The sequence below is a fragment of the Kitasatospora sp. NPDC098652 genome, assembly GCF_044760155.1.
Classification (GTDB): Bacteria; Actinomycetota; Actinomycetes; order Streptomycetales; family Streptomycetaceae; genus Kitasatospora.
This window is the reverse complement of sequence record NZ_JBIWAQ010000003.1, coordinates 55,285-69,527: the sequence shown is the minus strand read 5'-3', so window position 1 is coordinate 69,527 and position 14,243 is coordinate 55,285. Positions and strand designations below refer to the sequence as shown.

Here is a 14,243-nt window from a genome sequence, read left to right as displayed (position 1 = left end):
GGTCCGGGTGCGGCCGCGGCCCGTACGGCGCTTCGCGCTCGCGGCTACTGGACGGTGCTCTCCACCTGCTTGACGGTGGCGGCCCACGCCTCCTCGGGGCTCTTGTGGTTCTGCTCCATCAACAGCACGCCGTTGCTGAACGCTCCGTGCAGGTCGCCGTGGTGCGGGCCCGTCTCGGCCGGCGTGATGGCCTTCGCGGCGGTGGAGAAGATCTTGCCGGTGGGGGCGTTCGGGCCGATGTACGGGCTGGTGAAGTCGGTGACGCCGGGCAGCGCGTACGCCTTCTGGTTGGCCGGGATGTTGCCGACCTTCTGGAAGACCTTGGCCTGCTGCTCGGGCTGGGTCAGCCAGACGGCCAGCGCCTGGGCCTGGGCGACGTGCTTGCCGGAGGACGGCACCGCGAGGAAGGAGCCGCCCCAGTTGCCGGCGGAGGGCGCCTGCGCGACGTTCCACTTGCCGGCGTTGGCGGGGCCGGAGTACTTCTCGATGTTCGCCTGCTGCCAGGACGGGCAGACCGTGGTGGCGAAGGTGGAGTTGGAGAAGGCCGTCTGCCAGGGGGTGTCGAACTCCTTGAGCCCCTGGCTGACTCCGGCCTGGACGGCTTCGGAAGCCAGCTTCCAGCCCTTCTGCACGCCGGCCGAGTCCTTGTAGGCGAGCTTGCCGTTCCGGTAGTACTGCTCGGAGTTGGAGGAGAGCACGCCGTTGTACAGGCCGGTGGCGGTGTCCATGAAGTAGGTGTCCTTGGGGGCCTTGGCCTGGTACTGGCGGCCCACCTCCACGTACTTCGCCCAGTCGCCCGCCCACAGGGCGCTGACCTGGGCGGGGTCGGTGGGCAGGCCGGCGGCGGCGAACAGGTCCTGGCGGTAGCAGATCGCCATCGGGCCGACGTCGGTGCCGAGGGCGACGGTGCGGCCGTCGGAGGTGGTGGCCTGCTGCCACTTCCACGGCAGGTAGGCGTCCTTCTCGACGCCCGGGGCCTTGGACATGTCGGTGAACGCGTTGTTGAGCTGGTCGGAGGTGGCCAGGGCGATCCGGCTCACCTCCAGCGCCTGGATGTCGTCGAGGCCGCCGCCGGAGAGCCGGGTCTGGAGGGCGGTCCAGTAGTCGCCCTCCACGGTGGTGGTGTTCTCCGTGATGGTGATGTTGGGGTGGGCCTTCATGTACTCGTCGAAGAGACCGGCCTCCTTGTAGCCGAAGGTGCCGTAGTCGCCCACGCTGAGCGTGACCTTGGCGTTCGGGTCGTCGTCCGATCCGGACCCGGAGGAGGAACACCCGGTCGCCAGTACCGCGGTGACGGCGACGACGGAGACCAGGGCGGCGGTTCTGCGGGAGCGGCGGTGCGGGGACATGGAATCTCCTGGGGTGGTGGGTGGGAGGTACGCGAGGAGAGCCGGGGGACCGCCCGAAGGGCGTGGTCGACGGCGTGATCGGGGGCGATCGGAGGGTGATCGGGGGCGTGATCGGAGGATGATCGGGGGCGCAGAACACGGAGCGCGTGATGGGAGCGCTCCCAAAAGCGGCTGAGCGACACCCTGCTCCGGGTGGTGGGCGGCTGTCAAGAGGTGGTCTTGACGGATCGTCGGCTGTCGTGCGGCCGGTCGGGCGCGCGGCCGACCGGCCGGGCTGCAGGGGCGGCGCAGCGGTGGGTCGGCGGTCGGTTGCGGTGGGGTGCGGTCGGGTGCGGTGGGGCGGGCGGTGCGACGGCGGCGGGTCAGGTGGAGTCGCGCTGGACCAGTGTGGTGGGCAGGATCAGCGGGCTCGGGCGCTCGCCCGCGATCAGCGCGAGCAGCATGCGGGTCATCTCCCGGCCGAGGTTCCGTATCGGCTGGTGGACCGTGGTCAGCGGCGGTTCGGTGTTCTCGGACACGGTCAGACCGTCGAACCCGGCCACGGCGACCTCGGCCGGAACGGCCCGGCCCGCACGGTGCAGCACCCGCAGGGCTCCGGCCGCCATGTTGTCGTTGGCGGCGAACACCGCGTCCAGGTCCGGATGGCGGGCCAGCAGCGCCTCCATGGCCGCGACCCCGCCGCGCTCGGTGAAGTCGCCGCCCTCCTCCGCCCGGTAGGGGAGGCCCGCGAGGGTCATGGCCTCCAGGTAGCCGCGCCTGCGGGCCTGGCCGACCTCGGTGTCCAGCGGTCCGGTGAGGGTCGCGATCCGGGTGCGGCCGCGGGAGATCAGGTGCTCGGTCGCCTGCCGGGCGCCGAGCACGTTGTCCACGTCGACGTAGTACGGGACCTCGCGGTGCAGCGGCTTTCCCCCGAAGACGGCGGGGACGCCGGCGGCCAGGGCCAGGCCGGCCAGCGGATCGTCCCCGCGCAGGGACATCAGCATCACCCCGTCCACCGCCCGCGCCCGCAGCAGCTGCCTGACCCGGACCTGCCCCCGGGCGGAGGTCGCCAGGCACAGCACCAGGTGCAGGTCGGTCTCCTCCAGGACGGTCGAGGCGCCCGCGATGACCTGCCCGTAGAACGGGTCGGCCAGCACCGCCGGGTCCTCCCCGGAGATGATCAGTGCCACGGCCCCCGCCTGCTGGGTGGCCAGGGCGCGGGCCGTCGGGTTGGGGACGTACCCGAGCTCGCTGATCGCGCTCAGGACCGCCTCGCGCTTGGCGCGGCTCACGTTCGGGGCGTTGTTCAGCACCCTGGACGCCGCGGTGCGGGACACGCCGGCCCGCTCGGCGACCTCGTCCAGGGTGGGCCTCCGCGGCGTCGGATCGTCCCTCATCGTGTCTTCACCTCGACTTGAAGCCGTTGCACAATGTTACCGTTCACATCCAGCCAGACTGGAAGCGCTTCCAGTCCGGACTGTATAGCGATTCGGGCCCAAGGAAAAGTAAAACGAGGTCCCTTGACATCGCCTCAGGGACGCCCAATCATCTGGCCAATGGAAGCGCTTCCACCTCCCCCCACCCCACCCCAAGCGGAGGAAGCCCCATGCGCCGCCCACGCCGCCGCACGGCTCTGCTCATCGCACCCACGCTGACCGCCCTCCTGGTCGGGCTCGACCCGGGAACCGCCCACGCGGCCGACCCCACCACCATGACCAGCGGCTTCTACGCCGACCCCGACTCCAGCGCCCAGCAGTGGGTCAACTCCCACCCCGGGGACGGCCGGACCGCCGCCATCCGGTCCTCGATCGCCAACGTGCCGGCCGCGCACTGGTTCGGGAACTGGAGCGGCCCCATCGGAACCGCCACCGGCGCGTACGTCGGAGCCGCCGCCTCCGCCGGGAAGCTGCCGATCCTGGTGGCGTACAACATCCCCAACCGGGACATCTGCGCCGGGCAGTCCGGCGGCGGGGCGGGCTCCGCCGCCGACTACGACACCTGGATCGCCGCGTTCGCCGGCGGCATCGGCAACCGGCCCGCCCTGGTCGTCCTCGAACCCGACGCGCTCGGGCACGAGAGCTGCATGACGCCCGCCCAGATCTCCGAGCGCAACGCCATGCTGCGCAACGCCGTCGCCCAGTTCAGCGCCAAGGCCCCCAACACCTGGGTCTACCTGGACGCCGGGAACCCCGGCTGGCTGAGCGCCCCCACCATGGCCAGGCTGCTGGCCGACGCCGGAGTGGCGGGGGCCCACGGGTTCGCGCTGAACGTCTCGAACTTCTACCCCACGGGGCAGAACACCGCCTACGGCAACGACGTCAGCGCGGCGCTGAAGTCCTCGTACGGGTACACCAAGCCGTACGTGGTCGACACCAGCCGCAACGGCAACGGGTCGGACGGCACCTGGTGCAACCCGCCCGGGCGCCGGATCGGCACGCCGACCACCCGCGCCGGCGGTGGCCCCGAGATGCTGCTGTGGGTCAAGTCCCCCGGCGAGTCCGACGGCAACTGCGGCACCGGCAGCGGATCGACCGCCGGGCAGTTCGTGCCCGACGTCGCCTACAAGCTGATCTACGGCTACTGACGCCGGATCACATCCACCCGCCCGGGGCCGGCTGTTGGCCCTGCCCGGCCCCGGGCGGCCCACCTGAGGAAACCGATGAGACCTCGCACCATCCCCCGCCCGTTGGTCCCGGTCGCGCTGGCCGCCCTGCTGACCGCGCTCGCCGTACCGGGCCAGGCGCAGGCGCAGGCACAGGACCGGCCGGCCTCCGGCCACACCCTGCCCGCCGACACCCGGTTCTACGTCCAGCCGGACAGCGACGCCGCGAAGCAGGCCGTCCGCTCGCTGCTGGAGCACGACCTCGCGGGCGCCACCGCCATGGCCCAGCTCGCCAGCTGGCCGGAGGCCGTCTGGTTCACCGACGGCACGCCGGCGGAGGTGGAGTCCCGGGCCCGTACCCTGGTCCGCCGCGCCGCCTCGACGGGCACCGTGCCGGTCATCGTGGCCTACAACGTCCCGCTGCGGGACTGCTCCCAGTACTCCAGCGGAGGAGCGCAGTCCGACGCGGAGTACCAGGCGTGGATCTCGGCCCTGGCCCGCGGCATCGGCAGGAGCAAGGCCGTGATCGTCCTCGAACCGGACGCCCTCGCCAACCTGCCCTCCGACTGCTCCCCGACCACCGACCCCACGGGCGCGATCACGGCCGGACGCATCGCCGACCTCCGCCACGGCATCGACGCCCTGGAGCGGCAGCCCGGCACGGTGGTCTACGTCGACGCGGGCAACAGCCATTGGCAGAGCGTCGGCACCGCCACCAAGCGACTGCTCGACGCGGGTGTCGAACGCGCCCAGGGCTTCTCGCTGAACGTCTCCAACTTCTTCGCCACCGGCCCGTCCGACCGCTACGGCACCTGGGTGTCCAACTGTCTCTGGTACACCACCAAGGGGCCGGAGTCCGCGCGCGGGCGCACCGACCTGTGCGCCGGCCAGTACTACTCGCCGGCCGCGCCCAACGACGGGCAGCCGGGCAACGCGGTCGACGTGGACGACCCCAGCACCTGGCACTGGACCGACCAGTGGTACCAGCAGACCGTCGGCACCCCGCCGGTGAACGAGCTCACCCACTTCGTCGTCGACACCGGGCGCAACGGGCAGGGCCCCTGGACCCCGCCGGCCGGCAAGTACGCCGGAGACCCGCAGACCTGGTGCAACCCGCCGGGCCGGGGCCTCGGCGACCGGCCCACCGCGAACACGGGAACCCCGCTGGTCGACGCCTACCTGTGGATCAAGACGGTCGGCCAGTCGGACGGCCAGTGCAACCGCAACATCCCCGGCGGAACCGTCGACCCCGAGTACGGCACCGTCGACCCGGCGGCCGGCGCCTGGTGGCCGGAGCAGGCCAGGACCCTGGTGCGCAACGCCAATCCGCCGCTGACCTTCGCCCCGTGGGGGCGCCCGCGTGACTGACCGTTAGCGGGCGCGAGCCCCTGGTTCAGCTGGTGGCCCGGCCGAGGTAGGTCAGGGGACCGGGGTCGGCGACGGGGATCTCGTGGAAGCCCATCCGGTCGTAGAAGGCGCGCGCCGCCGTGTTCGCCGTGACCATCGCCAGGTGGACCCGCGCCGCCCCGGCCCCGGCCAGGGCGGCGAACAGCTCGGTCAGCAGGGCGCGGCCGTGGCCGCGGCCCTGGTAGTCGGGCAGCAAATCGATGTGCAGGTGGGCCGGGTAGTCCGCGACCTCGGGGACGAGCATCCGCTCCGGCCGGTGCAGGAGCGCCGTCATCACCTCGTCGGGGGTCGTCGGTTCGCCGGCCGGGAGCGGATGGCGATCGGCGACCACGGGCAGCCACGTGCGGCGGAACTCGCGGACGAAGCGCGGGGTGTCGCTGGTCCCCAGCACGTAGCCGACCGGCCCGGCCCCGCCGTCGAGGACGAAGGCCAGGTCCGGTTCCAACTCCGTGTAGGGCGCGGCGAAGATGTTCGGCAGCAAGTCCTGGTCGCGGTAGCTGCCGCGGGCGTCGCCACCGGCCTCGGCGGTGCGCATGCAGATGTCGAAGACGGCGCCCCGGTCCTCGGGGCGGTACGGGCGGATGACGGGCGCGGGCATGCGGAGCCTTCCGGACGGACGATCTGGGAGCGCTCCCATCCTATGGGGAGCCCCGCCGGTGTCCGGCGGGGCTCCCGTGCCTGGTCGGGTCAGCGCTGGAGGGTGAGGAGGCCGGGCTGCCAGGGGAGTTGGTCGTACGGGCCCGTGGCGTTGGGGCTCTTGCCCTGGTAGAGGAGTTGGAGGTTGCAGGGGTCGATGGTCATGGTCTGGTCGGGGTTGTTGCGGACGAGGTCGCCGTGGCTGATGTCGTTGGTCCAGGTGGCTCCGGCGTTGGCCTTGCCGGCGAAGGGGTTGTTCTCGGTGGCGGCCTGGGGGGTCCAGGTGCCGTTGAGGCTGGTGGCGGTGAAGGAGCGGAAGTAGCGCTGCTCGTGGGCGCCGCGGGCCTCGACGATCATGAGGTACTGGTTCCGGTCCTTGACCTTGTAGACCTGCGGAGCCTCGAACAGGTTCTCCGGGGTGTCGGTCATGACCGTCGTGTACGAGGAGCCGAAGTTGCCCGGGAAGTTGCCGATGGGCATGCTCGCCCGGTAGATGCTGCCGTTGTCACCGGCGAAGAACAGGTACATGTTCTGGTCGTCGGCGATCAGGGTCTGGTCGATCGGCCCCGTGCTGGACTTGGGCAGGCTGCCGGTGAACAGCGGCTGCGGCGCGGACCAGCCGTTCGGGTTGGTCGGGTCGCTGGAGGTGCGGTAGACGAACGGCCACGGACCCCACTGGTAGGCGAGCACCCAGATCTTCTTGGGCGCGAAGTAGAAGATCGTCGGCGCCACGGCGGCCTGGTTCATCCCGGTCTGCGGGGCGGAGGCCATGCCCGACCAGTCGCCGAAGGGGCTGAACATCATCGAGCCGTAGGACTTCCCGTTCACGTTCGACGCGTACACCAGGTGCTTGCCGTTGTACGTGACGTCGGTGAAGTCCTTCACCGCGCTCCAGCCGTTCGCGGGCTGCGCCAGCGCGCCCGTCGAGGACCAGTGGTACGTCGACGGCAGGGCGCAGGTTCCGCTCGGGGCGGGCTCTGCCGGGGTCGGGGCCGGGGCGGCCGACCCGGACGGCCGGAGGTTCCAGTGCTGGTTGGCGCCGCCCCAGGAGTCCCAGATCTGGACGGGGGTGCCGTTGCCGGTCTGGCCGCCGGGGGTCTCCAGGGCGCGGCCGCTGGCGACGTTGACGAGGGTGTACGAGCCGTCGCTGTTGCGGTTGGCCTTCCAGCGCTGGTTGGCACCGCCGTGGGCCTCCCACACCAGCGGCTGCGTGCCGTTGGCCGTCCGGCCGGCCGGTTCGTCCAGGACCTTGCCGCTGGCGAGGTTGGTGAAGGTGTAGGAGCCGTCGTCGTTCCTGGTGGCCCGCCACTGCTGGTTGGCGGCGCCGCCGGCGTCCCACACCTGGAGCGGGGAGCCGTTGCCGTTCTGCCCGGCGAACTCGTCGAGGACGCGACCGGAGGCGCCCACCGCGGAGATCATGTAGACGCCGCCCGGGGTGATCCCGCCGCCCGGCGTGCCACCGCTCGACGTGCCACCGCCCGACGTGCCGCCGGCGCTGCGAAGCGTGGCGAGGACGTCGTTGTAGGCGGGCTTCCGGTTGCCGTTGTTGTCGAACAGCAGTGGGTTCTCGCCGGTGCGCCAGGAGTCGCTGTCGCGGATGCCCCAGACGGTGATGCCGGTGCAGCGGGGGACGTTGAGGCAGGACTGGACGGCGCCGGCGTAGGCGGTGGCGGGGGCCTGGGCGATGTCGAGTTCGGTGATCTGGACGTCGACGCCGAGTGCGGCGAAGTTGGCCAGGGTGGTCTGGTAGCTGGGCGGGGGGCCGCCGGCGCCGAAGTGGCTCTGGAAGCCGACGCAGTCGATGGGCACGCCGCGGGACTTGAAGTCCTTGACCATGTGGTAGACGCCCTGGGTCTTGGCGTCGGACCAGTTCTCGATGTTGTAGTCGTTGTAGCAGAGCTTGGCCGACGGGTCGGCGGTACGGGCGGTGCGGAAGGCCTCCTCGATGAAGCCGTCGCCCAGCACGCGCTGGAAGACGGAGTCGCGGTGCCGGCCGCTGCCGTCGTCGCTGAACGCCTCGTTGACCACGTCCCAGGCGTAGATCTTCCCCTTGTAGTGGGACATCTCCTGGGTGATGTGGTTGTTCATCACGCTGCGCAGGGTGGTGGCGTCGCCGGTGGCCTTGACCCAGTCGGGCAGTTGGGAGTGCCAGACCAGGGTGTGACCGCGCATGCGCTGGCCGTGTGCGGAGGCGTGGTTGACGATCGAGTCGGCGGGGGCGAAGTTGAACGACCCGCGCGAGGGCTCGACGGTGTCCCACTTCATCTCGTTCTCCGGGGTGATCATCTTGAACTCCCGGTCGAGAATGGTCGAGTAGGCCGGGTCGCCGAGCCTGCCCGACGCCACCGCCGTACCGAAGTAGCGGCCGCTGCCGGCTGCCGCGTCGCCGACCGTGGTCGGCGAGTTGGTGTCCGGTGTGAGCGCTGCCATGGCGACCAGCGGGACGGCGGCACCCGTGGCGGCGAGGGCCACGGCGATGGCGATCACGCGGCGGGTCGCCGGACGGCGGCGGTGAGAGCGGTTCTGATCTGGCAAGGGTTCGTTCCCTCTGGGACGGAGTTGGCCTTGGTCTTCGGCCTCGGTCACCTGTCAGTTGCCGCCGTGCGCACAGAGGTTGCCGCGATCGGAGAATATTTTTTTGGGTGTGGGGGAGGGAGTCTGCGCGCTGACGGGGCCCGGTACATCGGCGTGCGCCCGGGCGCGACGGATGCGAACAGCGGAACCCCGGCCGGTGGGCGGCCGGGGTTCCGCCGTTCGCGGACCGGGTGGGTCAGTGCTGGAGGGTGAGGAGGGCGGGGCGCCAGGGGAGTTGGTCGTAGGGGGCGGTGGAGCCGGGGGTCATGCCCTGGTAGAGGAGTTGGAGGTTGCAGGGGTCGATGGTCATGGTCTGGTCGGGGTTGTTGCGGACGAGGTCGCCGTGGCTGATGTCGTTGGTCCAGGTGGTGCCGCTGTTGGCCTTGCCGGCGAAGGGGTTGTTCTCGGTGGCGGCCTGGGGGGTCCAGGTGCCGTTGAGGCTGGTGGCGGTGAAGGAGCGGAAGTAGCGTTGCTCGTTGGCGCCGCGGGCCTCGACGATCATGAGGTACTGGTTCCGGTCCTTGACCTTGTAGACCTGCGGAGCCTCGAAGAGGTTCTTCACCGTGTCGGTCATGACGGTGGTGTAGGAGGAGCCGAAGTTGCGCGACAGGGCGCGCCGCCATCGGCCGACCGTCGGGTCCTGCGTCCGCCTTCGGGACGTTGTTAGCGCTCACATGCATCGCCCGGGCGAGGCGCCGGGCTGTGGCGCCGCCGCACGACGAGGTGGCGAACGGTCGAGATCGGGGCGGGGGCTGCGGCGCTCGACGGCGAGAGTGCCGCAGCATGCTCCTCCGGGTGCGGCAACTGCCCATGTTTCTGACGAGTTGACGGTGCCTCGGGCCACCCCCGGTGACCCGGTCAAGATTGAGTAACGGGACGCAAGAGCCTTGCCGGGGCCATTTGTGAGCGCTAACAATCTGTTCCGAGCGAAACGGCGTCGAAACCTCACGTTCACGTGACGGGTGCCGCTCGCGCGATCGACGAATCCGAGAGGAAGTCCCACCATGTCCAAGAAAGCTGCGGCGGCTCTGGTCGCCGGTGCGATGGTCACCGTCCTCACCGCGTGCGGTTCCGGCGGCGGTGGGGGCTCGGCCGACAAGGGGCCCGGCCACAAGCTCGTCGTGGGCTTCTCGCAGGTCGGCGCGGAGAGCGGATGGCGCACCGCGAACACCAAGTCGATCCAGGAGTCCGCGAAGAAGGCGGGCATCGAGCTGAAGTTCTCCGACGCGCAGCAGAAGCAGGAGAACCAGATCAAGGCGATCCGCTCGTTCATCCAGCAGAAGGTCGACGTGATCGCCTTCTCGCCGGTGGTGGAGTCGGGTTGGGACACCGTGCTGAAGGAGGCGAAGGACGCCAAGATCCCGGTGATCCTCACCGACCGGGCGGTGGACTCCAAGGACGACTCGCTCTACGTCTCCTTCCTCGGCTCGGACTTCGTCGAGGAGGGCAAGAAGGCCGGCGACTGGCTGGTGAAGGAGTACCAGGGCAAGTCCGACGTCGTGAACATCGTCGAACTGCAGGGCACCACGGGTTCGGCGCCGGCCAACGACCGCAAGGCGGGCTTCGGTGACGTGGTCAAGGCGGACGCCAAGTTCAAGGTGGTGGCCTCGCAGACCGGTGACTTCACCCGGGCGAAGGGCAAGGAGGTCATGCAGGCGTTCCTCAAGGCCCAGCCGAAGATCGACGTGCTGTACGCGCACAACGACGACATGGCGCTCGGGGCGATCCAGGCGATCGAGGAGGCCGGCAAGAAGCCGGGCACCGACATCAAGATCATCTCGGTGGACGGGGTGAAGGACGCCTTCACCGCGATGAGCCAGGGCAAGATCAACGTCGACGTGGAGTGCAACCCCCTCCTCGGAGACCAGCTGATGGACCTGGCCAAGAAGGTCAAGGCCGGCGAGCAGGTGCCGAAGCGGATCAAGACCGAGGAGGGTGTCTTCACCCAGGACCAGGCCGCCGCGGCGCTGCCCACCCGCCAGTACTGACCGGCCCGGCCGGCCCGGGGAGCGATCGGCGGATCGCTCCCCGCGGGGCCGGGTCGTACGAGGAGAGGAGAACCGGGGTGCGTCAGCAACCGGTCCTGGAAGTACGGGGGATCCGCAAGGAGTTCCCCGGGGTGGTGGCGTTGGACGGGGTCGACTTCCGGCTCTTCCCCGGCGAGGTGCACGCCCTGATGGGGGAGAACGGCGCCGGGAAGTCCACGCTGATCAAGGTGCTGACCGGGGTCCACCCGGCGGACGGCGGGGAGATGGTCCTGGCCGGGGAGCGGGTGCGGATCGCCGGGCCGCTGCAGGCCCAGCAGGCGGGCATCAGCACCGTCTACCAGGAGGTGAACCTCTGCCCGAACCTGTCGGTCGCGGAGAACATCTTCATCGGCCGCGAGCCGCGCCGCCTCGGCCTGATCGCCTGGGCCGAAATGCGCCGCCGGGCTGCCGAGTTGGTGCGCACGCTGGATCTGGACATCGACGTCAGCGCGCCGCTGGACAGCTACTCCATCGCCGTCCAGCAGCTGGTCGCCATCGTCCGCGCGGTCGACGTCTCGGCCAAGGTGCTGATCCTGGACGAGCCGACCTCCAGCCTGGACCGCGAGGAGGTGAGCCAACTCTTCGCCGTGATGCGGAGGTTGCGCGACCAGGGGGTCGCGATCCTGTTCGTCTCGCACTTCCTCGACCAGATCTACGAGATCTGCGACCGGATGACCGTCCTGCGCAACGGCCGGCTGGAGGGCGAGTACCTGACCAGCGAGCTCAACCAGGTCGACCTGGTCTCCCGGATGATCGGCTCCGAACTCGCCGGACTCGACCAACTCGCGGGCGGCCAGCGGGGCGAGCGCTCCGTCCCGGCCGCCGGGCCGGCCTTCCTGGAGGCCGAGGGCCTGGCCCGACGGGGCGCCGTCGAGCCGTACGACCTCGCGATCCGCCCCGGCGAAGTGATCGGTCTGGCCGGCCTGTTGGGGTCCGGCCGGACCGAGGCGGCCCGACTGCTGTTCGGCGCCGACCACAAGGACGGCGGCGCCGTGCGGATCAACGGCACCGAGGCCGACCTGCGTACCCCGCGTGACGCGATCGCCCACGGCATCGCGTTCTGCTCGGAGAACCGCAAGACCGAGGGCCTGGTCGGCGAGTTGACCGTCCGCGAGAACATCGTGCTGGCGCTGCAGGCGGCCCGCGGCTGGACCCGTCCGCTGTCGCGCACCGTGCAGGACGCGTTGGCGGAGCGCTGGATCCGCACCCTCGACATCCGCCCGGGCGACCCGGAGGCGCTGGTCCGCAACCTCAGCGGCGGGAACCAGCAGAAGGTGCTGCTGGCCCGCTGGCTGATCACCGACCCCAAGCTGCTGATCCTGGACGAGCCCACCCGCGGCATCGACATCGGCGCCAAGGCCGAGATCCAGAAACTGGTCGCGGACCTCGCCGAGAAGGGCATGGCGGTGCTGTTCATCTCCGCCGAACTGGAGGAGGTGCTGCGGCTCAGCCACCGCGTCGGCGTGCTGCGCGACCGCCGGATGGTCGCCCAACTGCGCAACGACGGCGCGCTCACCCCGGAGCGCGTCCTGGCCACCATCGCGAGCGGAGCGGAACAATGACCACGGCCCTGACCACCCCATGGGCCAGGGCGGTGACCCGGTCCCGGCTGTTCTGGCCGGCCGTGGTGCTGGCCGCGCTGCTGCTCGGCAACCTCGCCTTCACCCCGGACTTCTTCGCGATCCACCTCAAGAACGGTCACCTGTACGGCAGTTCGATCGACATCCTGCACTTCGGTGCCCCGCTGATCCTGGTGTCGCTCGGCATGACCCTGGTGATCGCCACCGGCGGCATCGACCTCTCGGTCGGCTCCACCGTCGCCATCGCCGGCGCGCTGGCCTGTCAGCACATCAGCCAGGCCGCCGACCCGGCGAGCCTCGGCACGGTGTTCGGCGCGGTGGGCATCGCGCTCGCGACGGCGGTGCTGCTGGGCGCGGCGAACGGTGTGCTGGTGGCCCGGGTCGGGGTGCAGCCGATCATCGCGACCCTGATCCTGATGGTCGCCGGACGCGGCGTCGCCCAGCTGATCACCGACGGCCAGATCATCACGATCACCAGCGAGCCGTACCAGCTCATCGGCGGCGGCTACTGGCTGGCGATGCCGTTCGCGATCCTGCTCAGCGGGCTGGTCGCAGTGCTGACGGCGCTGCTCACCCGCTCCACCGCGCTGGGCATGCTCCTGGAGTCGGTCGGCGGCAACCCGGTCGCCAGTCGGCTGGTCGGCATCCGGGCGATGCGCCTGGTCGGCCTGGTGTACGTGTTCAGCGCGCTGTGCGCGGCGGTCGCCGGACTGATGGTCTCCTCCAACGTCTCGGCGGCGGACGGCAACAACGCCGGCCTGTGGATCGAACTCGACGCCATCCTCGCGGTGGTGATCGGCGGGACCTCGCTCAACGGTGGCCGGTTCTCGATCGGCGGCACGGTCCTCGGCGCGCTGATCATCCAGACCCTCTCCACCACCGTCTACACGATCGGCATCCCGCCGGAGACCACGCTGGTGTTCAAGGCGTTCGTGGTGATCGCGGTCTGCCTGATCCAGTCGCCGAACTTCCGCGCCAAGGTCGCCAAGCGTGGCGCCGGACGCCACAGCGGGGCCCGACCCGCTCCAGCCACCACCACCACCAACACCAACCGGGAGGTCGGCGCGTGAACGCCAACGCCCTGCTGGCCAGAGTGCGCGGACAGATCCCGCTGCTGGTCACCTCCGTCCTGCTGGTGTCGATGTTCACCGCCGGATCGGTGCAGTACGACGGATTCTTCTCCGGGCAGGTGCTGCTCAACCTGCTGATCGACAACGCCTTCCTGCTCGTGGTCGCGGTCGGCATGACCTTCGTCGTGCTGACCGGCGGCATCGACCTGTCGGTCGGTGCGGTGGTGGCCCTGTCCACGATGGTCTCCGCCTGGCTGGTGGAGCAGCACGGCTGGCCGCCGTTGCTGGTCATCCCGCTGGTGCTGCTGATGGGTACGGCCGGCGGCTGGGTGATGGGGTGGGTGATCCACACCTTCGAGATCCAGCCGTTCATCGTGACGCTGGCGGGCATGTTCCTGGCCCGGGGCCTGTGCTACACGATCAGCATCGAGTCGATCTCGATCACCGACCCGTCGTACACCGCGATGGCGCAGACCCGGATCCCGCTCGGCGACCTGTTCATCTCGCCGAGCGTGCTGATCGCGCTGCTGGTGGTGGCGGCCGCGTTCGTCGTCCTGCACTACACCCGCTTCGGCCGGAACGTGTACGCGCTCGGCGGCAGCGAGCAGTCCGCCCTGCTGATGGGCCTGCCGGTGGCGCGGACCAAGACCACCGTGTACGCGATCAGCGGCTTCTGCTCGGCGCTCGGCGGCGTCCTGCTCACCTTCTACATGCTCTCCGGCTACGGGCTGCACGCGGTCGGCCTGGAACTGGACGCGATCGCCGCCGTGGTCATCGGCGGCACCCTGCTCACCGGCGGCTCCGGCTACCTGCTGGGCACCGTGCTGGGCGTGCTGGTGCTGGGCCTGATCCAGACCGTGATCAGCTTCCAGGGCACCCTCAGCTCGTGGTGGACCAGGATCGTGATCGGCGGGCTGCTGTTCGTCTTCATCGTCCTGCAGCGCCTGATCACCGCCCGCCGCCGATAGCCGGCGCGGTCCTCGGCGGTCCGCTCTCCTGCCCGAGGCCGAACGCCGGGC

Annotated in this window: 10 protein-coding genes and 1 pseudogene; 6 read left to right on the top strand and 5 right to left on the bottom strand. The window is 70.5% G+C overall.

Annotation, left to right across the window (positions count from 1 at the left end; genetic code table 11):
• Positions 1-44 precede the first annotated feature (44 nt).
• The gene (locus tag ACIQWA_RS08365) at positions 45-1,349 is read right to left on the bottom strand and encodes an extracellular solute-binding protein (RefSeq protein ID WP_402479845.1); all 1,305 of its coding nucleotides are present in this window, start codon (positions 1,347-1,349) and stop codon (positions 45-47) included.
• A gap of 362 nt (positions 1,350-1,711) precedes the next feature.
• Complete coding sequence (locus ACIQWA_RS08360) at positions 1,712-2,725, bottom strand: LacI family DNA-binding transcriptional regulator (RefSeq protein WP_402479842.1); 1,014 nt, start codon at positions 2,723-2,725, stop codon at positions 1,712-1,714.
• Positions 2,726-2,934: 209 nt separating this feature from the next.
• Between ACIQWA_RS08360 and ACIQWA_RS08355 the strand changes: the two genes are divergently transcribed.
• Both ACIQWA_RS08355 and ACIQWA_RS08350 read left to right on the top strand, forming a co-directional pair.
• Positions 2,935-3,912, top strand: a complete 978-nt coding sequence (locus ACIQWA_RS08355; RefSeq protein WP_402479840.1) for a glycoside hydrolase family 6 protein — start codon at positions 2,935-2,937, stop codon at positions 3,910-3,912.
• 75 nt (positions 3,913-3,987) lie between these two features.
• Complete coding sequence (locus ACIQWA_RS08350) at positions 3,988-5,298, top strand: glycoside hydrolase family 6 protein (RefSeq protein WP_402479837.1); 1,311 nt, start codon at positions 3,988-3,990, stop codon at positions 5,296-5,298.
• A gap of 25 nt (positions 5,299-5,323) precedes the next feature.
• Here the strand turns inward: ACIQWA_RS08350 and ACIQWA_RS08345 are convergent, their stop codons facing one another.
• From ACIQWA_RS08345 to ACIQWA_RS08335, 3 genes and pseudogenes are all read right to left on the bottom strand, one after another.
• Complete coding sequence (locus ACIQWA_RS08345; RefSeq protein WP_402479834.1) at positions 5,324-5,935, bottom strand: GNAT family N-acetyltransferase; 612 nt, start codon at positions 5,933-5,935, stop codon at positions 5,324-5,326.
• An 89-nt stretch (positions 5,936-6,024) separates the two neighbouring features.
• Positions 6,025-8,403 carry a non-reducing end alpha-L-arabinofuranosidase family hydrolase gene (locus ACIQWA_RS08340; protein ID WP_402480855.1) on the bottom strand — a complete coding sequence of 793 codons (2,379 nt, stop codon included), beginning with the start codon at positions 8,401-8,403 and terminating at the stop codon, positions 6,025-6,027.
• Positions 8,404-8,743: 340 nt separating this feature from the next.
• Positions 8,744-9,148 (bottom strand): annotated as a pseudogene (locus ACIQWA_RS08335) (non-reducing end alpha-L-arabinofuranosidase family hydrolase); the annotation flags it as partial.
• Between the two features lie 403 nt (positions 9,149-9,551).
• On the opposite strand from ACIQWA_RS08335, the gene ACIQWA_RS08330 reads away from it, so the two are divergent.
• The 4 genes from ACIQWA_RS08330 (at position 9,552) to yjfF (ending at position 14,192) form a co-directional block, all read left to right on the top strand.
• On the top strand, positions 9,552-10,535 hold the full coding sequence (locus ACIQWA_RS08330) for an ABC transporter substrate-binding protein (RefSeq protein WP_402479831.1): 984 nt from the start codon (positions 9,552-9,554) through the stop codon (positions 10,533-10,535).
• A gap of 77 nt (positions 10,536-10,612) precedes the next feature.
• A complete protein-coding gene (locus ACIQWA_RS08325) occupies positions 10,613-12,136 on the top strand; it encodes a sugar ABC transporter ATP-binding protein (RefSeq protein WP_402479829.1) in 1,524 nt (507 codons plus the stop codon).
• Positions 12,133-13,224, top strand: coding sequence for an ABC transporter permease (locus ACIQWA_RS08320; RefSeq protein WP_402479827.1), 1,092 nt, complete (start codon positions 12,133-12,135; stop codon positions 13,222-13,224). Before ACIQWA_RS08325 ends, ACIQWA_RS08320 begins: the two co-directional genes overlap by 4 nt.
• Entirely contained in the window at positions 13,221-14,192 is a 972-nt protein-coding gene (gene yjfF, locus ACIQWA_RS08315) for a galactofuranose ABC transporter, permease protein YjfF (RefSeq protein WP_360229340.1), read from the top strand. Before ACIQWA_RS08320 ends, yjfF begins: the two co-directional genes overlap by 4 nt.
• Positions 14,193-14,243: the final 51 nt, after the last annotated feature.

Bases quoted from the DNA above. Each gene is read 5' to 3' on its own strand.
- ACIQWA_RS08350 (WP_402479837.1), top strand. From the start codon at position 3,988: ATGAGACCTCGCACCATCCCCCGCCCGTTGGTCCCGGTCGCGCTGGCC.
- ACIQWA_RS08365 (WP_402479845.1), bottom strand. From the start codon at position 1,349: ATGTCCCCGCACCGCCGCTCCCGCAGAACCGCCGCCCTGGTCTCCGTC.
- ACIQWA_RS08340 (WP_402480855.1), bottom strand. From the start codon at position 8,403: ATGGCAGCGCTCACACCGGACACCAACTCGCCGACCACGGTCGGCGAC.
- ACIQWA_RS08345 (WP_402479834.1), bottom strand. From the start codon at position 5,935: ATGCCCGCGCCCGTCATCCGCCCGTACCGCCCCGAGGACCGGGGCGCC.
- ACIQWA_RS08355 (WP_402479840.1), top strand. From the start codon at position 2,935: ATGCGCCGCCCACGCCGCCGCACGGCTCTGCTCATCGCACCCACGCTG.
- ACIQWA_RS08360 (WP_402479842.1), bottom strand. From the start codon at position 2,725: ATGAGGGACGATCCGACGCCGCGGAGGCCCACCCTGGACGAGGTCGCC.
- ACIQWA_RS08320 (WP_402479827.1), top strand. From the start codon at position 12,133: ATGACCACGGCCCTGACCACCCCATGGGCCAGGGCGGTGACCCGGTCC.
- ACIQWA_RS08330 (WP_402479831.1), top strand. From the start codon at position 9,552: ATGTCCAAGAAAGCTGCGGCGGCTCTGGTCGCCGGTGCGATGGTCACC.